We start from the raw sequence: 21,311 nt of genomic DNA on the forward strand, positions 1-21,311 counted from the left end.
TATGAACTTACACCAGCTTAGCCAAAACCTAAACATACTCGCCCGAAGAGTAGGCGCTTTTATCAAGGCAGAGGGCGAAAACTTTGATCGCTCTAAGGTAGAGATGAAAGGCTTTAACAACCTGGTGTCTTATGTAGATAAGCAGGCTGAGGAGCAGCTGGTAGAAGGCTTGCGTGAATTATTGCCCGAGGCCGGCTTTATTACCGAAGAGGAGACGGACAATACCAAAGGTGAACGCTTTAACTGGATAATAGACCCGCTAGATGGCACCACCAACTTTACGCACAGCTTACCGGCCTATTCTGTAAGTGTGGCCTTGATGGATGGCAAAGAGGTAGTGCTTGGTGTAGTATACGAACCAAACCGCGACGAATGCTTCTGGGCTTACAAAGGCGGCGGCGCTTTTTGCAACGACAAACAAATTAATGTGTCGGAGGCTAAAACGATCGGAGACTCCCTTATAGCAACCGGCTTCCCGTACTACGAATTTGGCCTAACCCAACAATACTTAAAGGTGCTGGGCAGCTTTATGGGCAAGTCGCATGGCGTGCGCCGACTGGGCTCTGCCGCTTTAGACTTGGCGTATGTGGCCATTGGCCGGTTCGAAGGCTTTTTTGAATATAACCTGAATGCCTGGGATGTGGCCGGAGGTGCTATTATTGTGCAGGAAGCAGGCGGCAAACTATCTAAATTTACAGCAGGCGGAGACTACATTTTTGGCCGTGAGATTGTGGCCAGTAACGGGCATGTTCACCAGGAGATGCTCGATACAATTGCCGAACACTGGAAAAGCGCCGGCAAATAAACTTTTTATACTTTTGCAGAGTTACGTTAACATATGGTACAAGAGCTCATCATACTTCTGGTTTTTCTGGCAGCTGCTTTTTACATGGGCCGTTTAATTTACCGCAGTTTTGCAGCTAAAAGCGGCTGCGTAAAAGGCTGTGGCACTGCATGCTCCACCATCGACTTCAAAAAAATTCAGCAAGACCTGGAGAGATCAATGAATAATTAGGTAATTAATAATGAGTTATGTCGAATAAGTAATCAGTAATACTTAATCACTTAAATTCATTATTGATTCGTCATTAATTCTGTATCCAAACTTTGTTTTTGCGTATAGTTCTATACTTACCATTAGAACACAAAACATACGAACTGTTATGCAAGATAAAGTTGAAGAAAGATCCCTTGTAAACGTACTTAACCGCCTGCGCAAAGACGGCTACAAGTATGATTTTAAAGTTTCCGGCGACGGCAGACTTTGCACCATGGAAGAGAAAGACATGTTTGGGCCAGAGCAGGTTCGCATTGTTGACTTCTATAGATTTGAGGGCGAAAGCGACCCGGACGACATGTCTATACTTTACGCTCTTGAAACAAGCAGTGGCTTAAAAGGAACCATCTCTAACTCTTATGGCCCTTATGCTGATGAAAGTGTAGATAATTTTCTGAAGCAGGTAGAAGACCTAGGCAAGAACCTGGATAAAAAAGACAAGTAAAACAGAAAGGGCCGATGCAAAATCGGCCCTTTCTGTTTTAAATCAATTTATTGCTAATTTTCGTTAGTTCGGCCTTCTTTTAAAGAAGCATTTATACTTTGCAGCTCATCGCTTAGCCTGTCGCCGCCCTTAATTGCAAAGTCTAGCGTACGGATAGGGAATGGAATGACAATGTTATTCGCATCAAAAGCCTTTTTAATGCGGATTATCGCATCGCTTTTGGCTCCAACATAATCTACCTGCCGGCTGTAGCTTACCCAGAACCTGGCCTTAAAGTTGATGGAGCTGTCTCCAAAAGCATCATACATCACCTCTACGTCACGGGTTTTAACCCGGTTCTTCACATCTTCCAGCGCCTCTATCACAATTTTCTGTACCCGCTCCAGGTCTTCGGCATATGAAATACCCACCTCCAGGTCTACGCGCCTGGTCCCATGAAAAGACAAGTTTGTGACGGGATTTTCAAATACCATCTTGTTGGGCAGCTTTACCAACTCACCCGTTGGCTTACGTATATCTATGGTGCGTAGAGTTATGCGTTCAATCACACCAAAGTAGTCATTAGTCTCTATCATATCGCCTACACCAAATGGTTTCTGCACAGCAATAATCACCCCCGAAATAAAGTTGGCCGCAATATCCTGAAAGGCAAAACCCAGGGCCAAACCAATAATACCAACACCAGCCAGCAGCGAAACAACTACCTTATCGAGCTTTAAAACACTTAGTACAAAGAAAAAGCCAATAAGTATTAGCGTTAAGTATAGTAATGTGGAGATCAGGTTGTTAAGTGCAGTACTATGAGAGAAACGGCTTATTACATTATCTAACCCTCTGCGAATTACCCTGGCTATGTAAAAGGTTAATATTAGCAGGATAAGTGCCACAAAAAGGTTTGGCAACAGCAATATTATCTGGTTTCCCCAAACCTCCAGCTTGTTAATTAGCAGCTCCAGGGCATTGTTGATGTCTTTCATATTTTACAGTAATGTTATACTTCTACTTCAGATCTGTCTTTTTCAAGCCCATACTTTGGTACCTTCCGTGCAGTTGCGGCACATCTCTATATTGGCACGGGAGCCCAGCAGTGTTTGCCGGAATTTGTTATACTTTGGCCCGCGCCATACATCTTTAAAGCTATGCTCTTTTAAGTCTCCCTGCCTGTATTCGGCGTCTTTATCAAAGCAACAGGGCACTACCAGGCCATCCCAGGTTATTACACAGGAGTGCCACATTTTCCAGCAGTGGTTTAACAGTTTGTTTTTGATCGTATAGCTGCCATCGCCATTATTTTTATACCTCGAGTAATAATCTATAGTGGGTATAAGCGGAGAGCCTTGCTCATAATCATAGATCTGGGCTGTTTTAAACACCACCTCATCTACACCCAGCTCCTGCGCCAGTTGCTGTACGTCCTGCAATTGGTGCTCGTTGGGCCTCACCACCAGAAACTGAAACATGACGTGCGGTGTTTTGGACTTCAGCTTTTTTTTCCAGTTTATTATGTTGCGTGTACCCTCCAGCACCTTATCCAGTTTGCCGCCAACCCTGTAAGCGGCATAAGTTTCCTGGGTAGTACCGTCAATAGATACTATCAGGCGGTCCAGTCCGGATTCTACGGTTTTACGTGCTGTTTTATCGTCTAAATAATGCGCATTGGTAGAGGTAGCAGTGTAAATGCCTTTGCCGGACGCGTACTTTACCAGTTCCAAAAAATTTTTGTGCAGGTATGGCTCCCCCTGAAAGTAGAAGATGAGGTACAGCAGCCGCTTGTGAAGCTGGTCTATGGTGCTTTTAAAAAGCTCGTCGGGCAGCATACCGGTTGGCCTGGTAAAAGAGCGCAGGCCGCTGGGGCACTCAGGGCAGCGCAGGTTACAGGAGGTAGTCGGCTCCAGCGATATACTTAAGGGTAGCCCCCAATGTACGGCTTTGCCAGTAACTTTAGAAACCAGGTAGCTGCTTACAACCTGTGCTGCATTAAAGGCACGCTGCGGCGTCAGTTTCGACAAAAAATTAAACCCATCGGTCAGGTGCAGCTTCATGTGGTTATGTGGCTAAAGTATAGCTAAAGGCTTTGTAGTTGGTAATTCTGTATAAAATAAAGGGCAGCCGTTCTGGCTGCCCCTCTAAGTTATACTTTCTGGTTTTAAAGACCAAAAACAGGTTTTCTTAATACCTGAACAAGGCCTTTACGTTGCCTTGTGCTTCGCTTAACTCGTTTAAACCGTTGTAGCTGCTTACAAATACTTTGCCGCCCTGGGCAATGGTTTTGATAGCTGCCAGGTTTATCAGGTCGTGGTCGCCGCGCTGATACTCTTTGTGCACCTCTGCTGTTGCTTTTGCTGCATCGTAGCTGCCCCAAACAGGCTCGCTTGGCGAGATAAATAGCGTGTCTACACGGCCATGAACTGCCTCTGCGGCCACAGTAGCAATATCTTCAGAGGTAGAACCGGTGCCTGCCACGTTTTGATAACGTGTTAGTGAATCAGTGTGGCTTTGCTGCATAATTGGCTTAATTAATTTCAGCGCTTTGGCATGCAGGTCGTTTGCATTGTCGATTCCCTCGTTAATGTTAATGTTGTCCGGCACAATGTTTTTATACTTGCTGTGGCTTCTATAAAGGCTGCAGTAATGGTCTACGCCGGCAAGCACCAGCGGCTCATGTGAATCGTGCAATATTTTTTGCATGCTGTTGTCTATCTCTAACACAAACTCACGCACACGCTCATGCTCCTCATCGCCTTTTGTAGCCCCTGGTCCATGCACAATGTTAGAGCCATTTACAGTGGTAGTGGAGTTAGTAAAATCTTGGTCGTTTCCTTTCACGTCAAATTTCAGTGCTTTATTCATCGTTTCCGGAACAAAAGAACTGATATCTATAGGCCTGATCTTCTCGACGGTTGCCTCATAGAAAGCTACTTTTTCACGATACAACGAAAGTATAAAGAAACGGCCATTCTGGCTCAGGATAGGAAGTATAGGCGTAAAATAAAAATGGTCCAGCACATACACTACATCAGGCATGGTAATAGGCAAGGTATAGTGGCTGGAGAAGCCCTTGGTAATAAAAACGGCAAGTCCCTCTGCCTGGTGGCGCCAGAAGTTACCGTCGTTTAAAAGCGCCTCTGCGGGCTTCATGTATTCTTCTATCTCGGATTCCGGTACGTCATGCCTTGCCAGTAATGCTCGTGCCTCCCTTATTTTATTTTTGAATAGTATGTGGTCCTGGCCGTTCAAGGCTTCTTTGCCTCCACGGTGAGTAGGTATAAAGATCGAAATGCAAAGTGCATTCTTCGTGTTGTTCTGCGAATTAAGCAGTTTCTCAATGTCATTTTTATTGATCAATGCCATAGTTTATTTTGGTTAAGTATTAGATCTGAAACAATGTTATTTACTCATTTTAGAGCAATAAGGGGGTAGAAGTTTAGTACGCATCTATACTAAGAACGGTTATTGAGCGGCAAAAGATGAAGTTTATACTTTTAATTAAAGGCACAAAAAAACCGCCTGACACTTTACAAATGCCAGGCGGTTGCTTTAAACAGGTAACACAGACTATTTTACCGATGCCTGCGCTTCATTTATATACTTTAAAATATCGTTTGCGGCTTCTCTGTCTGTTGGCCTGCGTGGTTTTATACTTATAAAGCCGCCTTCTTCATCTATCAGGAAATAAGCCGGAATGTCTTTCAGGTTATAGCGTTTTACCAAATCGGCATCCATTCCTTTTAAGTATGCCTGTACGCCCTGCAGCTTTCTGCCGGTTACGGTCTTTTTCCATTTTTCCTCGTCCTCATCCAAGCCAACGTTTACAAACACCACCTCTTTATCTTTAAGCTGGCTGGTAAGCTGCTGCAGGTTTGGCATCTCTACCATGCAAAGGCCGCAGGTAGTACTCCAGAAGCTAAGGTATACTATTTTGCCTTTAAAGTCGCTTAGCGAAACGGATGCACCATTAGTATCTTTTAACTGGAAGTCGGGGGCAGGGCTGCCAATGGCAAACTCCTTGTTCTGGTTATAAAGCTTTGTAAAATAGGCATCAAGTTCAGGAGCTTTGTTATTTGCCCTGAAATCCTGCAGCATCTCCCCGGTATACTTCAGGTGGCCCAGTTGTATTGACTGCTTCAGGATATGCGCCTGTGCTACTGCTTTTGCCTGGCCCTGTAGTTTTTGCCCGGCAATGGTGTAGGCTGTTTTAAAGTATGATTTATCGCTCTCTTTTATGCCAGCCTCGGTAGTATAGTATTTGGCGTAGTTTCGCAGAAATATGATAAAAGTATAGCTGAGCAGGTTATCTGGGCTGTTCAAGTCCAGGTGGCCAAGGAAAGTATAAAACTCTTCAGATGGCTTCTGTAAACGCTGCGTCATCAGCACACTTTCGCGCAGGCTCTGGTAAGTTATTTTATCGTTGGCGTATCCAAAGTTTATCTCAGCCAACGCAAACTTCCTGAACTTGTCAGACACAGGGTTTTTAGCGGTATACTTGTCCAGATTTTTAAGCTGGTCTTTTTTGCGGTGCTCCAGAAATGCGGTGAATTCCTTTTCGGACAGCTTAATATTGTCAGGCATTACCTGGTATTCCTCTACCTCGTCAAAGCGGCGGGTGTACATTGCAAGATAATTGTTTTCGTTAGCGCCTTTGCCTTCAAACTTGATGGTCTTGAGGAATTTATCGCCGTTAAAAACAAGGTTTAGTTCGTAACCGGGTTCCAGGTAAACCGGCACCACTTCGTCGCCGTGCAGCAGTTCTGCCACAATGGCGCTATTTACAGGCACCTCCATCTTAAAACTGCCGCCTTTCAGTTGCACCGTGTTTTGCACCTCTTCAGGTATCAGCGGGTTTGGAGTAGTTGCAACTATTATTTCGTTGGAAAGCGGGTTTATTACCTTGCCTGTAATAATAGCTTTTCCTTGCGCAAAAACAGCCTGAACCTGCACCAGCAGCGTCAGCAACACGAGTAAAGATTTGTGTTTCATAAAAAGTATAGAAAAGTATAACGTTGAATGCAGTACCTGCCAGAATATAAAAACCACTAACTACTTGTTAGTCAGTTATACTTTGGCTGCTTCTACACAAACATCACCCTCAACAGAAGTGCCGAAGTATAAAATTCCAGTCAGCAGCGAATTTCTGTAAAATACCAGAATCTACAAACTATACCTTAGATTAACACAAGGCAACTTATCCGAATAAACTGCTGAACACATTCTCCAGCCTGCCGAACGCATGTATGTTGATGGAGAATTTGCTGAAGTCTACGCCTTTCTTGTTATACTTTGAAATGTAGATGTCTTTAAAGCCCAGTTTCTCAGCCTCGCTTATACGGTTCTCTACACGGTTTACAGCACGTATTTCACCTCCCAAACCTACTTCTGCTGCAAAACACGACGTGCTCGGGATGGCTATATCCTCAAAAGACGAAAGTATAGACGCACATACGGCCAGGTCGAGGGCAGGGTCTTCTACTTTTAAGCCGCCGGCAATATTTAAAAATACGTCCTGGGCGCCTAGTTTGTAGCCTCCGCGCTTCTCCAGTACAGCCAGCAGCATGTTCAGACGCTTGGCATCGAAACCGGTGCTGGCACGTTGCGGTGTACCATAAGTAGCCGGACTTACAAGGCTCTGCACTTCGATCAAAAGTGGCCTGTTACCTTCCAAGGTTGCTCCTATACTTATGCCGCTAAAAGCATCTTCGCGCTGCGATATCAGGATCTCGGATGGGTTGCTTACTTCGCGCAGGCCGGAGCCCAACATCTCGTAAATGCCCAGCTCAGACGTAGAGCCAAAACGGTTCTTAGTGGTGCGAAGTATACGGTAGGTCATGTGGCGGTCGCCTTCAAAAGTTAAAACCGTATCTACCATGTGCTCCAGAATCTTTGGGCCTGCCAGGTTGCCTTCTTTGGTAATGTGGCCGATCAGGAAAACAGGTGTGCCACTTTCTTTGGCAAACTTCAGCAGCTCTGCCGTACACTCACGCACCTGACTCACACTGCCGGCACCAGCCTCTATAAAAGAGGAGTGAAGCGTTTGGATAGAATCTATCACCAGCACTTGCGGCCGCAGTTGCTCTATTTGTTTAAAAATATTCTGTGTGCCAGTTTCGGTAAGTATAAAACAGTCTGATGTCTGGGCCAGAAGGCGTTCTGCACGCATTTTAATCTGCTGCTCGCTTTCTTCACCGCTTACATAGAGCACACGAAGCCCTGTCAGGCTAAGGGCAATCTGTAACATTAGCGTAGATTTTCCTATGCCTGGCTCACCACCTATCAGCACCATAGAGCCCGGCACAATGCCTCCGCCCAACACACGGTTTAGCTCCTGGTCCTGAGCCATAATGCGGTTCTGCTCCTGGTAGCTTATGTCGGCAATTGGCTTAGGCTTGTTAGAAACCTGAGCTGAGCTGCTTCCTACTTTCCAGACACTGGTCGGAGTAATTTCCTCACGCTGCACTACCTCTTCCACATAAGTGTTCCATTCACCGCAGGCCGGGCATTTGCCTATCCATTTAGCTGATTGCGCGCCACAGTTCTGGCAGAAGTATGATGTTTTTATTTTAGCCATTTAAAGTCTTAGATCGTTATTTTGTGTTCGTTTTTCGGGTATACTCACCCGGCTTTTCAGAACAAATTTCAGCGGCAGAAGGATCAGTTTTTATACTTAAATAAAGGTTTATTTCTGCAGCTATTAAAGTATAAAAGTACATATTTCCTGCCGATAAACAGCTACTTTCTCACAGTACAATGTGCTGCTATCAGTAGCTTAAAAATACATATATTTATAGCTTTACTTTATTAAAATAAATCTATGAAACAAACTTTACAAGCCGCTTTTCTTCTGTTTGTGTTTATACTTACCAGCTCAGCTGTGCAGGCCCAGAGTAACACAACACCTGCCTATCTTATTACTGCAAAATCAGATACATTACAAGGTATTCTATTGAAAGAGAAGAATATGTCTGAAAGTATTAATTTCAAACAAACAGGCAGCGAGGACTTTCAGCGTTATCCAGCAAAAGATATTAGAGGGTATAGCACAAGCAACAGTATCTTCTATGAATCAAAAGAGGTAAAGGTAGGCAAAGAAGACAGAGTAGTTCTTTTAAGAGTGATTGTTGATGGACCTGTAAAACTTTACAGCGGTAGTGGTTTAATAGATGGCGTAGAGTTTTATATACAAAAGCCGGACTCTCCTGTTACTCAACTATACCAGGGCTACTATAAAGGCACTATTTCATCTGTTACCAGTGACTGTGACGCATTCCAGGTGTCATCTGAAAACCTCCCTAAATATACAGCCACAAGCCTGTCTGATTATGTGCGTAAATACAGTGCTTGTAAGTACAGTGGCAATGAAAGCAAAGTTTATTTAAACCACTCCAGGGTAGGTGTTTCCTATGGAATAAGGGCAGCAATGTTAACTTCCAGTTTACAATTCGATTCTAAATTGTCTGAAACTAGTGACGATTTTAATACAAACAATAACCTATCAGCTGGCATTTTTCTAAATTTTCACATGGCTGGCAACAAATGGTCTATTCAGCCAGAGATTTCTTATACTCAATACAGCTTTGAAAGTGTTTATGAGTACCAGCATCCTGTTGCTATAGACTATACAAACACTTTTACTTACAAAACCACGCAGCTGCAGGTGCCTCTTCTGCTTAAGTACACTTTTGGTGAAAACCGAATGCGGCCGTTTGTAAATGCCGGACCAAGTATAAACTTCCTCATCTCTAACGATATACAAAGGACCACTACCAATGAAATAGGGCAGACATGGACAAAGAGTTATGACGATGCCAACCGATCTGTTGGGTATTTAGGTGGCGCTGGTTTACAGTATACCCTTAACGACAAAAGAGCGGTTCTTTTAGAGCTACGCTATAGCAGAGACATCTATAACAATGAAATATATAACATGAGAGCTGTTATCAGCGGATACCATTTATCGGCAGCTATAACTCTTTAATGTAAAGCGGCAGTCACCGGCTCCTGCTTAAAGTATACTTTAAACGTAGTGCCTTTGCCGAGGTCGCTTTCTACTTCTATGCGGCCGCCATTGTTCTCGATAATGCGCTTTACAATGTATAAGCCAATGCCTGTGCCCTCTACGTGGCTGTGAAGGCGCTTAAACATAGTAAACAATTTGTGCTGCTGCTCTTTTTTAATGCCCAGGCCATTGTCCTGCACCTCCAGCACCACAAAGCCGCCCTCAGTATAGGTACTTATTTTAATACTTGGCCTGCGGTCCGGTGATTTATACTTGATGGCATTTGAAACCAGGTTATAAATAATGCTGCGCAGGTTTTTCCGGGCATACAGAACATCTTTTACCTGAATGTCTGTGATGATAACGGCATCTGAGGCTTTTATTAAACCCTCTATGTCGGAAGTAACATCTTCCAGCGCTGCATCAAAAGAAAGCGGCTCTAAAGTGGAGTGCAGTTCTTTCTGTACTTTTGTTATCTCTGCCAGATCGGCGATAGTGCCTTTTAACTTGTTGATGGAACCCTGCACCATGTCCAGTATCTGCAAATCGCTTTCCTGCAGTCTTTCCTGCAATTCTTCGCGGAGCAGTGCGGCAAGGCCCTCCATATTTGCAATCGGCGATTTCAGGTCGTGCGATGCCGTGTATACAAAGTTATCGAGGTCGTTATTTATGCGCTGCAGCTCTTTATTTTTATCGCTTAGCTCATCGTTGGTTAGCAGGAGTGCCTGGCGGGCCTTCACCAACTCGGTTACTTCAACGGCAAATACCAGTACTGCCTCTATCTTGTTATCCGAGTCTATTAGCGGCTGATACACCATATTGAAGTAGGCTTTAAACTTGCCTTTGCTTTCTTCAATAATCGTCTGCACCTCTTTACCAATAAAAGGCTGCCCTGTTTTAAATACTTCTTCTATTCTACTGAAAAAGCCTTCGCCTTCCAGGTTGGTATGTGCGTCGTAAATAGTTTTGCCAACCAATGGCCGGTTTCCATAAAGCCTGCGGTACTGCGAGTTAGCCAGCACATACTGGAAATCCAGTGCACGTACAAGGCCAACAACTGCAGGCGCCTCCAGGAAAAGTTTTTGCAAAAGTTCTGCATTCTGCTTTACTTTTCGCTCTGCCTCTTTCATTTCGGTTATATCAATAACAGAACCTATAAAGCCCAAAAACTCGTTATTAGAACCAAATCGTGGCATATCTGTAAGCACTACCCAGCGGTAGGCGCCATCATTACGTCGCATCCTGAACTCTACCCTGAAAGAAGTTCGTGTTTTCAGGCCCTTCTCAAAAACATGGCTGATTCTTTCTGCATCGCCCGGGTGCGCTACATCTCTCCAGGTCAGATCCATAGTTTCTCTGAAGCTATAGCCTGTAAAGTCCATCCACTGTTTGTTTACATACAGGAATTTCCCTTCCGCATCGCGAACTTTAATAATTACCGGTGCACTGTCGGCCATGGTCCGGAAGCGGGCCTCACTCTCAAGTATAGCCTGCTGAGCACGCTTCTCTTCTGTTATGTCGCGCACCTCTACTATAGTATAGGCTGGGCTGCCGTTTTCTATAATCGGACGGGCGGCGCAGGTTACATTAAAGAAGGTACCGTCTTTCCGTATGAATACATCTTCGTGAGCACGCATCTCATTATTTGTCGGTAATGCCCTGTCTATAGGGCATTCATCAAGCGGATAAGGTGTTCCATCCGGATGATGATGATGTATCATGTCATGAAGCGGTTTCTTGGTAATTTCCTCAAACGTGTAGCCTGTCATCTCCTCCGCTGCAGGGTTCATAAATGTACAGTAGCCCCGTGCATCCATAATAAACAGGGCAGCTGTGGCATTATCTGTAATAGTTTGCTTAAGCTGATTAGAACGGCGCGTATTCGATAAAGACCAGATGATAAAGAACATCAGCAGGCTTATGATGCCGCCACCCAGAAGTATAAACTTAGGCAACTCAGTATCTGAGGATTTACCAAAATCCGGCTTGGCTGTTACAAACACCCGCCAGGTATTATTCCCGATACTTAGTGTATTGAGTTTACTGAAACGCCTTTCATTGGCTGTATGGTAATATAGTGTAGTGTCAGAACTGTAGAGCAAAGAGTTTTTATCAAGGTTAGTCCCATCATACAGCTCAAGGTCTATGAACTGGTATTCCTTCTCAAGTATAGAAGATAACAGGTCCTTTGCTCTGAAGGGACTATACACAAAACCTCTTATCAGCTTCTGCCTTTCCTGAATTGACTCCGGATCGACGTTGTTTTTGTACACCGGCAGGTATATCAGGAAACCAGGCTGCTCATCTTCTCCGTTCTCCTGCACAAGGCGTACCTTGCCAGACATGGCAGGCTGCTTAGTATCCCGGGCAATGCGCATGGCTGATTGCCTGGTAGGCTCGCTGAACATATCAAAGCCAAATGCCCGCAGGTTCCTGTTTGAAAAAGGCTCCAGGTAAATGATAGATGTATAAACCGGCCGCTCTCCTTCAGGGTATACTTTGTAGTCGGGAAACCCTTCGTCTCTGATTTTGCGCTCATGAGCTGCCAACTCATCAGGCTTAATATACCTGCTGTATCCAAGTCCCTGTATGCCGGGATAATTATTTTCCAGGTTTAAGGTTTCATAGTATTTCCTCCACGCCTTTCGCTCAACTGTATCAGAGGCAACAAATAAGGCTTTGGCACCAATCAGGACCTGAATATGGTCGTGCATGCGCTTTTCTATAGCTTGAGTAGCCTGGTCGGCCCTAAGGCTAAAGAGCTTTTCGCTTCGTTCTTCTGCTTTGCGCTTGGTTTCCGAATAAATAAAAAGGGTAAGCAGAAAAATGAGCAGGAAAGAAAATATGGCAATAAAATAGTCCTTTACAAACAGTACCAGCTTGGCAGCTTTCATAAGTATAAATTAGGGTGCTCTTTAAGCAGAATTTAATACTGAAGAACTTTCAGATAAAAAAGATTCATTAAATGCACAGTTTTCCTTTTCTCAAATATATATAAAATACCTCGGATGCGCTAAGTATTTTAGCAAGCCAGCCATATAAAGGCAGTAGGTACGCTTTGCCAGCCACTATGGTTAGTTAGCTTTATTTATCGGAAATTGGACATACCGTATTAACTTTGCAGTACCAACTGTTTACCTATGCTTGAGATCCTCAAAATTTTACTTTTAGCTTTTTTCTCTGTTGCTGTTCTGCTGCCGGTTGTGCGGTACATGCTGCGCACAATTTCCCCGGCCAGAGGCGTTGCACATTTAACGGCAGATGAGTTAAAGTATATTCAGAAACAGGACCTGAAACTAACATTAGTTTATTTCTTTTTTGCCTGTGCACTGGCAGTTTTCTTTGCGGGTACGTTGGCACTTTTGTCAAGTATTATCCATACTTCTAAAGAGCAACTGTACTTGCTTACTCCCAACTTTAAAGCCATGTTTGCCCCAGCCCTCTTGCTGGGTTTAGTGGTTGCCTTGCTTCCGTTGCGCCTTATCCAGGGAACTATACTTGGCCACGACACCGAACTTTACAAAGCTTACATACACCGCACCGAAGGCGAAAAATCCACCCAAAAATACAGGTTCGTTTTTGTGCTGCTGTTTGTACTTACAGGGGTAGTTACGTGGTTTAGTTTGCAATGGCATGTGGTGATAGACGAGAGCGGTGTAAATATCAGCAACCTGTTGGGCACTCAGCGCACTTACACCCATCAGCAGATACAGAGCATCCATTACCTGGGGGCAGAAGGTGAGTACCTGGTAACTTTTAATGACCAGACCAATATAAACACTGCTTATCTGAAGCCTATTCAGTTGGAGATGATGGCCTTTCTGGCAGAACAGTCCGGGCACAGGGTGATAAGATAGGCTGGCTTATACTTTTGCTTCTCCGGGTTTGTAGTAAAGCTCTGAATAGCGCATAATTGCCTAAATGATAAAATAACAACCGGCAGCGCACAAGTATATTTTTTTGTAGTTTTGCCGCAGATAAATTGATCCTTTAAAACCTAAGTATAAACGATATGCAAGTTCGCGTAGAGAAAGACACGATGGGCCCGATAGAGGTGCCTGCAGACAAATATTGGGGTGCCCAGACACAGCGCTCTAAAGAAAACTTCACCATCGGTGGCCAGCTGATGCCTACAGAAGTAGTAGAAGCTTTTGCTATACTTAAGAAATCGGCTGCGTTTGCTAACGCTGAATTAGGCGTATTGGCACAGGACAAAGCTGAGATCATCGGTAAAGTTTGCGATGAGATCCTGGATGGAAAACTGGCTGACCAGTTCCCGCTGGTAGTATGGCAGACAGGCTCGGGCACGCAGTCTAACATGAACGTAAACGAAGTAGTTGCCAACCGTGCACACGTACTTTTAGGCGGCGATTTATTAGACGAGAAAAAGAAGATCCACCCGAACGACGACGTAAACAAGTCGCAGTCTTCAAACGACACCTTCCCAACAGCGATGCACATTGCCGCTTACAAAAAAGTGGTGGAGCACACCCTGCCATTGGTAAAGAAACTGCGCGACACGCTAAACAGCAAAGCAGAAGCTTACATGGATGTGGTTAAGATCGGACGTACGCACCTGATGGACGCTACGCCACTTACACTTGGCCAGGAGCTTTCGGGTTACGTAGCCCAGCTGGACTACGGCATGAAGGCGCTTCGCAATACGCTGGAGCACCTGAGCACACTGGCCCTTGGTGGTTCTGCGGTAGGTACCGGCCTTAACACACCGGCTGGTTATGATGTACTGGTTGCCGAGAAAATCTCTCAGTACGCTGGTCATACGTTCATCACGGCTCCAAACAAATTCGAAGCACTTGCTGCACACGATGCTATAGTTGAGACCTCTGGTGCACTGAAGCAACTGGCTGTATCGCTGATGAAGATCGCCAACGATATCCGTTTACTGGCCTCTGGTCCACGTTCTGGTATAGCTGAGATTCTGATCCCTGAAAATGAGCCAGGTTCTTCTATCATGCCAGGTAAAGTAAATCCTACACAGGCAGAAGCCATGACCATGGTTTGCGCACAGGTTATTGGTAACGACGTGGCGATCTCAGTAGGAGGCATGAACGGCCACTTTGAACTCAACGTGTTTAAGCCGGTGATTATCTACAACCTGTTGATGAGTGCGCAGCTGATCGGTGATGCCTGCGACTCATTTGATAAGCATTGCGCTGTAGGTATCGAGCCAAACACGGCCCGCATCAAAGAGAACCTGGAGAACTCGCTGATGCTGGTAACGGCCCTTAATCCACACATTGGTTATGACAACGCAGCCAAGATCGCGAAGAAAGCCCACAAAGAAGGTACTACCCTTCGCCAGGCAGCTATCGCCCTTGACCTGCTAACCAACGAGCAGTACGACGAGTGGGTGAAGCCTGAGGATATGATCGGTAGTTTGAAATAATAAGAACTATAGTTTAACAGATAGTAGGAAAAGCAGCTCCGGTAGGGGCTGCTTTTTTGTTTGATAATATATATCTGAACTATGATAAATTTCCATAACAAAACCTTTTTGGAAATGATAAGTATTTATAGTACTTTTGTATTAACAGTACTCGCCACGCTACCCATTAGAACAGCGTCCCAGGGCGAGTCTTTTGCTTTTTAGGGAGTTTCATAATTTTCTAATTGCCTTTTAACCTGCCATCCGGTCGTTTAAGAGGCTTTTTTCTTTTATAAAGATGTACAGAAAAGCTGCCATAAGTATAGACGACCAGATTGAACAGCTAAAATCCCGTGGTTTGATCGTTCCTGATGAAGCTAAAGCTAAGCAAGTTCTGGAAAACATAAGTTACTATCGTCTTGCAGGTTACTGGTGGTCCATGCAATCGGATAAAGTATCACATTCCTTTAAGTCAAATAGTACTTTCGATAATATCCTTGCCATCTATAACTTCGATCGTGAATTACGGTTACTGCTTTTTGATGTAATTGAAAAGATTGAGATTGGTTTTAGAACAAAGCTTATATACCATCTTTCACATGAAGTTTCACCCTGGTGGTTTGAAAATGGCAACTTGTTTAAAAATCTGGTAGAACACACTGAAACACTGCTATTGATTGATCGTGAGTTAAGGCAAACTAAAGAAGTATTTATAAAAGAACATTATAAGAAGTATCATACAGATTCAAGAAGACCGCCAGCCTGGAAAACATTGGAAGTGGTAAGCTTTGGAGCATTATCCAAATTATATGGTAATCTTAAACCAACCGTAAAATCAAAAGATCTAATTGCTGCTGATTTAGGAACAGTGAACCATACTTACTCCCAAGTTGGCTACAGAGTATGACTCAAATCCGGAATATCTGCGCACATCACGGGCGACTTTGGAATAAAAATCTGCCTGGCAGACCTAAGCTTTTATCAAGACCACCCAATAAATGGATTCAGGATGTTCCCAACCCTTCTGAGCATTCTATGCTTTATATTCACCTTTGTTGCATGAGATATCTTCTTAATCTAATTCAACCAACTAATGACTTTACTAATAGAATTATTGGCCTGTTAAGTAAATATCCTAACATAGACCCGAAAGCCTTAGGGTTAAAGCCAAACTGGGAAAATGAACAGTTATGGACAACTAGTAAACACTAATTTTATATCATTATAGCTAATATCACGTCCCTGCTTGTGCCAACAAAAACGACTAAAAGGAGCCAAATTCCGTTTATACAAATACTAGCTGTAATTTAAGCTACCTTCAAAACAGCACATAAAAGAAGTGCTTAAATTCAGTAATATGATTGATTCAACCAATATCTGTTTGTCTTGTGGGTTATGTTGCGACGGCACCCTGGTTGGCTTTGTACAGCTTAGCCATGAAGAGTTGCCTGCAATAAGAGAATTAATGGATATTGAGGAGGCAAGTAGTGATGGGGTTTTTATTCAGCCCTGTGAAAAGTATTGTAATGGCTGCACTATTTACTCAGACAGGCCGAAACAATGTGCCGCCTACAATTGCGAACTTCTAGAATCTGTCCTACGAAAGGAGCTGGATTATACTTTGGCTATCGAAATAATTGATGTGGCTAAACAGAGAAAAAGCGCTATTGAAGAAAAGTTAGCGCTACTACAGATTGAGCTGCAATCACAATCATTTTACTTTAAGATGTCTGAGTTGAAAAAGCTATATCAGAACAATGAGCATGAATTATCATCAACTCCAGAATTCAAAGATTTAATAGCGGACATCAAACAACTTGATAATCTGCTGTCAGAGAAATTTGGTGTTAAAATATTTTAAAGCAAAAGATTATTGTCTGAATGCGGAGCCCTGTATAACCACATATGTAGCTAGAAGTCGAAAAACATGTTCTGTCCGCTAGTGTGAGCTTGTAGCTCGTACTTACATTTCTATCACAAAAAAGAAAAGCCATGAGCTACAAGCCTTATCCTGTTCCATAACTTTCCTGGAATAGGCACTAAAATAGTGAAATTGTCCCCTTGAGGGGACCGCAGGGGTGTAAAGCTACAGAGCAAATCACTTTAGCATAGTTGGTTTAGCTATTTACGCAGATACAAACACCCCTATAATCCCCTCAAGGGGATAGTTTTCAACTATTGTTAGTTCTGTTCATCTTAAAAAGGCCGAATCTGAAAAAAATACGGAACAGGATAAAGTTACAAGCTCACGCCATCAAGAATTATAAACCATAAACGCACAATTTCTCATTACCCACGAGTTATCGCTTCGCTCAAACTTGCAGCATAAACTGTAGCTTTACCAAAATCTTCTCAAAACTTCCGTAACTACTAGTACACTACCAACAGTATAATGCTTCTGAAAAAGAAAGAACATCCAAAAGAAAAATCGGAGCTACACCCGCGCAGTAGGCACCGCGGGCGCTATAACTTTGAGCAGCTTGTAGCCAGTTGCCCGGAGCTAAAACCCTTTGTAAGGCTGAACGAGTACAACGATGCCTCAGTGGATTTCTTCGACCCGAAAGCAGTGAAAACACTTAATAAAGCCTTATTGGCGCACTTTTACGGCATCAAACACTGGGATATTCCACAGCACTACCTTACACCGCCTATACCCGGCCGTGCAGATTACATTCACTACGCCGCCGACCTATTGGCTACCTCAAACAAAGGCAAAATACCGACGGGCAATAAAGTAAAATGCCTCGATGTGGGCGTTGGTGCCAGTTGCATTTACCCAATCATTGGCAACAAAGAATATGGCTGGTCATTTATCGGGGCTGATATAGATCCGCTTTCAATTAAATCGTCTGAGAGCATTGTAAACTCTAACACACAGCTTAAAGAAAATGTAGAACTGCGGCTGCAACCAAACCCGAAGCATATTTTCCAAGGTATCATCAAACAAAACGAGCACATCGACCTAACCATTTGTAACCCACCGTTCCATAGTTCGCTGGCAGAAGCACAGGCCGGAACGATGCGCAAAATAAAGAACCTGCAGCAAAAGAAACCAGCCAAGCTAACCCTGAACTTTGGCGGCCAGAATGCAGAACTGTGGTGCGAAGGAGGCGAGGCTAGGTTCGTGGAAAACATGGTAAAAGAAAGCCAGCAGTTTGCTACGTCGTGTTTCTGGTTCACAACGCTTATCTCCAAAGCAGCCAATCTGAAAAGTGTACTCTATAGTTTAGATAAAGCCGGCGCTCAAACTATAGAAACGATACCAATGGGGCAGGGCAACAAAATAAGCCGCATCGTAGCCTGGACTTTCCTGAACAAGGAACAACAGAAACTATGGCGTGAGTCGCGTTGGAAGTAAATGCTATATTAGAGTGAAGGATTTGGCTATATTTATACTTCATACAATTTACCATCCCGCAAGTTTAGCGGCAGCGTAACTTGTGGGGAAGTATAGCAGCCAGTTTGTAACTGGCGAAAGTATAACATCGGAAAACGCCAGTTACAAACTGGACTCAAAGTATAACCTAAAGTTGCCTGCTGCTAAACTTGCGGGATCAATTATTTTAATAAATAATGCCTCAGCCCTTAATAAACAAAGCCTATCTACTAGAAAAATTCCCCGGCAAAGGCGGCTGGACCTTTGCTGCTATACCAGAGATTTTGCCTGACAAGCACGCTTACTTCGGATGGGTGCGAGTGAAGGGAAGTATAGACAGCTATGAAATAAAAGGCTACCACCTGATGCCGATGGGAAACGGACAGCTTTTTCTGCCAGTGAAGACTGAGATACGAAAGAAGATAAAAAAGCAGGCCGGAGATTGGGTACACGTTATACTTTATGCCGACAACACCCCGCAGGAAGTGCCGGAAGAGTTGCTGCTGTGCCTGCAGGACGAACCCGCAGCCTACGAGAAATTCCGGAATTGCTCCGACGGCGAACAGAAAGCCTTTGTAGATTGGATCTATTCTGCTAAAACCGACGAAACCAAAGTAGAGCGCATCGTCCAGTGTATCCAGAAGCTGCTCAGCAACCAGAAGCTGCACGAGAAGTAATAACGACCTACCTCAAACCATCAGGTACAGAAGAAAGTATGTGTATCTAAAGCTTTCGGCAAACAGCTGCCTCAAGCACCACATATTAAACTCATACCTATGGACAAACTCAAAAATAAAATTGCTCTGATAACCGGTTCCGACTCAGGAATTGGGCAAGCTACGGCCATTGAATACGCCAGAGAAGGTGCAGACATAGTTATCTGTTACCACACCGACAAAGAGGGTGCTGAAGAAACCTTACATAAGATTAAAAAGGAAAACAGGAAAGGAATTATACTTCAGGTGGATATAAGTGATGAGCAGGCAGTAGAGCAGCTCTTTGAACAGGCTATGAAGGAGTTTGGCACCATTGATATTCTGGTGAATAACGCGGCAGTAAACGGCTCCGGAATTAACGTAGCCGACATGGACACTGAAACATTTGACCGTACTATCCGAACCAACCTTTACGGCACATTTTTCTGCTCCCGCGCTTTTATCAGGCACCGCAAAAAAAATGGAGGCAAAGGCAAAATCGTTAATATCTCCTCAGTGCACGAAGAAATAGTATCTGCCGGCACCGCTGACTATTGCGCTTCGAAGGCGGGTGTTCGTAATTTGGCCCGCGCCATGGCTCTGGAACTGGCAGAAGATGGCATTAACGTAAATAACATTTGCCCCGGCATGATTCTGACACCCATGAACCAGGAAGCTGTTGACGACAAAGAGGCCCGGAAGGAAAGCGAGAAGAACATACCCATGAAACGGGCTGGAAAACCTGAAGAGATTGCGAAGGTAGCTTTATTCCTGGCCTCACCAGACTCTGACTATGTTACCGGCTCCAGTTACTTTATGGATGGCGGACTTTCGCAGCATGTAGGGCAGGGGGCGTAAAGAAAGTATAACCCCGACAGACTGTCACTAAAAACCCTGCGGTGCGTTATTTGTTTAAGCAAGTATAGCAGTAAAACTTACCACAAAGTATAAACCTCATGAAGATAGCAAAAGACCCATCAGAGTATAACAAACTTACCCCCGAAGAAGCGCGCATTATAGTTGACAAGGGCACCGAGTACCCAGGCACGGGTGAGTATGAGCACAACAAAGCAGAGGGTGTGTACTTATGCAAGCGCTGCAATAATCCGCTTTATACTTCGGAGTATAAATTTGAGTCGCATTGCGGATGGCCAAGCTTTGATGATGAGATAACCGGAGCTGTAAAACGTGTACCGGATGCAGATGGACGCCGCACCGAAATTGTTTGTGCCAATTGTGGCGCGCACCTGGGTCACGTTTTCGAGGGAGAATACCTTACCCCAAAGAACATCCGCCATTGCGTAAACTCCCTGTCTATGAAGTTTGTGGCTGTAGACGATCTGGAGAAAGAGGATTAGCCATAAGCCTCTGAATAATGTTCAGGCATAGAAGCAAGGTAGAGGAACAGAAACAGGAAAGCGGAACCTATACTTGTTCCAACTGCGGGCAGGTACTTTTCGAGGCAAAGTATAAATTTGATATTGGCTCTGGATTCCCCAGCTTTTGGGCACAGGTAGGGGAGAGTGTGCTGCACACCCCACTAAATACCTATGGTCGCAATCGGGTGCAACTGCTGTGCAGCCAATGCCACCAGCACCTCGGACACTTGTTTGAAGACACCCGCACCCCAACCAATGTGCGCTATTGTATTAACGCTGATGCTATAAAGCTGATTTCTTAAGACTATTTATATAGTATTGTATAGAGCAAGAGCTACCTCTTGGTGGAAAAGTGACGCTGCTGCAAATAAGAACGCACAAACATGTTCAGCCGCATGTTGGCCTCGTAGTCATGGCCTGCGATAAAATCTAATCTTTTAAATGAGGTTTCTGTCGGCGCCCATTTTTGTGGCTCATATCCAGGGCTGCTCATTTTTACCCTTATTTTGTTCGACACAGGGTCTTGTATTACAACAAGATTAACAGCGTAGGTCGCAGTCTTTTTGTCCTGTTTAAGGCTATAATTAACTCAAGTTGCGAGCTACTCAATTACTTGAGCTAGCGTGTAGGCGAAGATAAAGAGGATTAGCTTTAGGATGAATCCTTCGGCTGTGACGGCATGGATCTTCCTGGGGAAGAAGCCGGTGATGCCCGAGAAGGTGGTTTCGATGCGTTTTCGGTAGTGGTCTTTGAGAAAGGCCATGTGTGGCTCATCCTTGCGCTTGCTGTTGGACTTGCGGCAGCAGTAGAGCTGAACCTGGTCACACGCTTCCAGCAGGTCCTCCACCTCATAGCAGGTGTAGCCGGCGTCAGCGTAGAGGCAGCTGCCTTCGGGCAGGTCCAGGGGCATGGCCTTGAAGGCGGTGATGTCGACAAAGGAGCCGGCATGGATGTAGAACTGCACCGGGACCCCGTCCCAGGTG

The 21,311-nt window shown here is 44.4% G+C and carries 21 protein-coding genes and 1 pseudogene; 14 read left to right on the forward strand and 8 right to left on the reverse strand.

Annotation, left to right across the window (positions count from 1 at the left end; translation table 11 throughout):
• Position 1: 1 nt before the first annotated feature.
• From K0O23_RS08695 to K0O23_RS08705, 3 genes are all read left to right on the forward strand, one after another.
• Positions 2-805, forward strand: coding sequence for an inositol monophosphatase family protein (locus K0O23_RS08695; RefSeq protein ID WP_219877024.1), 804 nt, complete (start codon positions 2-4; stop codon positions 803-805).
• Positions 806-838: 33 nt separating this feature from the next.
• Positions 839-1,015: a FeoB-associated Cys-rich membrane protein gene (locus tag K0O23_RS08700; protein WP_219877025.1), complete on the forward strand. Its 177-nt coding sequence runs from the start codon at positions 839-841 to the stop codon at positions 1,013-1,015.
• Positions 1,016-1,163: 148 nt separating this feature from the next.
• On the forward strand, positions 1,164-1,502 hold the full coding sequence (locus tag K0O23_RS08705; RefSeq protein ID WP_219877026.1) for a hypothetical protein: 339 nt from the start codon (positions 1,164-1,166) through the stop codon (positions 1,500-1,502).
• A gap of 53 nt (positions 1,503-1,555) precedes the next feature.
• On the opposite strand, the gene K0O23_RS08710 is transcribed toward K0O23_RS08705, so the two are convergent.
• The 5 genes from K0O23_RS08710 to radA all read right to left on the reverse strand — a co-directional run bounded on the left by K0O23_RS08710 (position 1,556) and on the right by radA (position 8,064).
• Positions 1,556-2,479 (reverse strand): mechanosensitive ion channel family protein, encoded by a 924-nt coding sequence (locus K0O23_RS08710; protein ID WP_219877027.1) that lies wholly within the window; start codon positions 2,477-2,479, stop codon positions 1,556-1,558.
• Positions 2,480-2,521: 42 nt separating this feature from the next.
• A complete protein-coding gene (locus K0O23_RS08715; RefSeq protein WP_219877028.1) occupies positions 2,522-3,544 on the reverse strand; it encodes an SPASM domain-containing protein in 1,023 nt (340 codons plus the stop codon).
• A 127-nt stretch (positions 3,545-3,671) separates the two neighbouring features.
• Positions 3,672-4,853, reverse strand: a complete 1,182-nt coding sequence (locus K0O23_RS08720) for a baeRF7 domain-containing protein (protein ID WP_219877029.1) — start codon at positions 4,851-4,853, stop codon at positions 3,672-3,674.
• Between the two features lie 204 nt (positions 4,854-5,057).
• Positions 5,058-6,479: a TlpA disulfide reductase family protein gene (locus K0O23_RS08725; RefSeq protein ID WP_219877030.1), complete on the reverse strand. Its 1,422-nt coding sequence runs from the start codon at positions 6,477-6,479 to the stop codon at positions 5,058-5,060.
• Positions 6,480-6,684: 205 nt separating this feature from the next.
• Entirely contained in the window at positions 6,685-8,064 is a 1,380-nt protein-coding gene (gene radA / locus K0O23_RS08730; RefSeq protein ID WP_219877031.1) for a DNA repair protein RadA, read from the reverse strand.
• 243 nt (positions 8,065-8,307) lie between these two features.
• Between radA and K0O23_RS08735 the strand changes: the two genes are divergently transcribed.
• On the forward strand, positions 8,308-9,471 hold the full coding sequence (locus K0O23_RS08735) for a porin family protein (RefSeq protein WP_219877032.1): 1,164 nt from the start codon (positions 8,308-8,310) through the stop codon (positions 9,469-9,471).
• Here the strand turns inward: K0O23_RS08735 and K0O23_RS08740 are convergent.
• Positions 9,468-12,386, reverse strand: a complete 2,919-nt coding sequence (locus K0O23_RS08740) for a CHASE domain-containing protein (RefSeq protein WP_219877033.1) — start codon at positions 12,384-12,386, stop codon at positions 9,468-9,470. The two genes, K0O23_RS08735 and K0O23_RS08740, sit on opposite strands and share 4 nt — an antisense overlap.
• Positions 12,387-12,632: 246 nt before the next feature.
• On the opposite strand from K0O23_RS08740, the gene K0O23_RS08745 reads away from it, so the two are divergent.
• The 10 genes from K0O23_RS08745 (at position 12,633) to K0O23_RS08785 (ending at position 20,630) form a co-directional block, all read left to right on the forward strand.
• The gene (locus K0O23_RS08745) at positions 12,633-13,349 is read left to right on the forward strand and encodes a hypothetical protein (RefSeq protein WP_219877034.1); all 717 of its coding nucleotides are present in this window, start codon (positions 12,633-12,635) and stop codon (positions 13,347-13,349) included.
• Between the two features lie 155 nt (positions 13,350-13,504).
• On the forward strand, positions 13,505-14,899 hold the full coding sequence (gene fumC, locus K0O23_RS08750; protein WP_219877035.1) for a class II fumarate hydratase: 1,395 nt from the start codon (positions 13,505-13,507) through the stop codon (positions 14,897-14,899).
• A gap of 277 nt (positions 14,900-15,176) precedes the next feature.
• Positions 15,177-15,785 carry an Abi family protein gene (locus K0O23_RS20285; RefSeq protein WP_262902611.1) on the forward strand — a complete coding sequence of 203 codons (609 nt, stop codon included), beginning with the start codon at positions 15,177-15,179 and terminating at the stop codon, positions 15,783-15,785.
• Positions 15,782-16,090, forward strand: a complete 309-nt coding sequence (locus K0O23_RS20290; RefSeq protein ID WP_262902612.1) for an Abi family protein — start codon at positions 15,782-15,784, stop codon at positions 16,088-16,090. Before K0O23_RS20285 ends, K0O23_RS20290 begins: the two co-directional genes overlap by 4 nt.
• A 145-nt stretch (positions 16,091-16,235) precedes the next feature.
• A complete protein-coding gene (locus tag K0O23_RS08760; protein ID WP_219877036.1) occupies positions 16,236-16,739 on the forward strand; it encodes a YkgJ family cysteine cluster protein in 504 nt (167 codons plus the stop codon).
• Positions 16,740-17,270: 531 nt separating this feature from the next.
• Positions 17,271-18,236, forward strand: coding sequence for a 23S rRNA (adenine(1618)-N(6))-methyltransferase RlmF (gene rlmF, locus K0O23_RS08765; protein ID WP_219877037.1), 966 nt, complete (start codon positions 17,271-17,273; stop codon positions 18,234-18,236).
• Positions 18,237-18,451: 215 nt separating this feature from the next.
• Positions 18,452-18,931 (forward strand): YdeI/OmpD-associated family protein, encoded by a 480-nt coding sequence (locus tag K0O23_RS08770; RefSeq protein WP_219877038.1) that lies wholly within the window; start codon positions 18,452-18,454, stop codon positions 18,929-18,931.
• A 99-nt stretch (positions 18,932-19,030) separates the two neighbouring features.
• Positions 19,031-19,807: an SDR family NAD(P)-dependent oxidoreductase gene (locus K0O23_RS08775; protein ID WP_219877039.1), complete on the forward strand. Its 777-nt coding sequence runs from the start codon at positions 19,031-19,033 to the stop codon at positions 19,805-19,807.
• A gap of 98 nt (positions 19,808-19,905) precedes the next feature.
• Positions 19,906-20,307 carry a methionine-R-sulfoxide reductase gene (locus K0O23_RS08780; RefSeq protein WP_219877040.1) on the forward strand — a complete coding sequence of 134 codons (402 nt, stop codon included), beginning with the start codon at positions 19,906-19,908 and terminating at the stop codon, positions 20,305-20,307.
• 17 nt (positions 20,308-20,324) lie between these two features.
• Positions 20,325-20,630 carry a peptide-methionine (R)-S-oxide reductase gene (locus K0O23_RS08785; protein ID WP_219877041.1) on the forward strand — a complete coding sequence of 102 codons (306 nt, stop codon included), beginning with the start codon at positions 20,325-20,327 and terminating at the stop codon, positions 20,628-20,630.
• A gap of 32 nt (positions 20,631-20,662) precedes the next feature.
• On the opposite strand, the gene K0O23_RS08790 is transcribed toward K0O23_RS08785, so the two are convergent.
• Positions 20,663-20,821: a hypothetical protein gene (locus tag K0O23_RS08790; RefSeq protein ID WP_219877042.1), complete on the reverse strand. Its 159-nt coding sequence runs from the start codon at positions 20,819-20,821 to the stop codon at positions 20,663-20,665.
• A 108-nt stretch (positions 20,822-20,929) separates the two neighbouring features.
• A pseudogene (locus K0O23_RS08795) lies at positions 20,930-21,311 on the reverse strand (IS982 family transposase); the annotation flags it as partial.

Origin of the sequence: Pontibacter aydingkolensis, from assembly GCF_019443125.1 — a bacterium.
In the GTDB taxonomy this organism is placed as follows: Bacteria; Bacteroidota; Bacteroidia; order Cytophagales; family Hymenobacteraceae; genus Pontibacter; species Pontibacter aydingkolensis.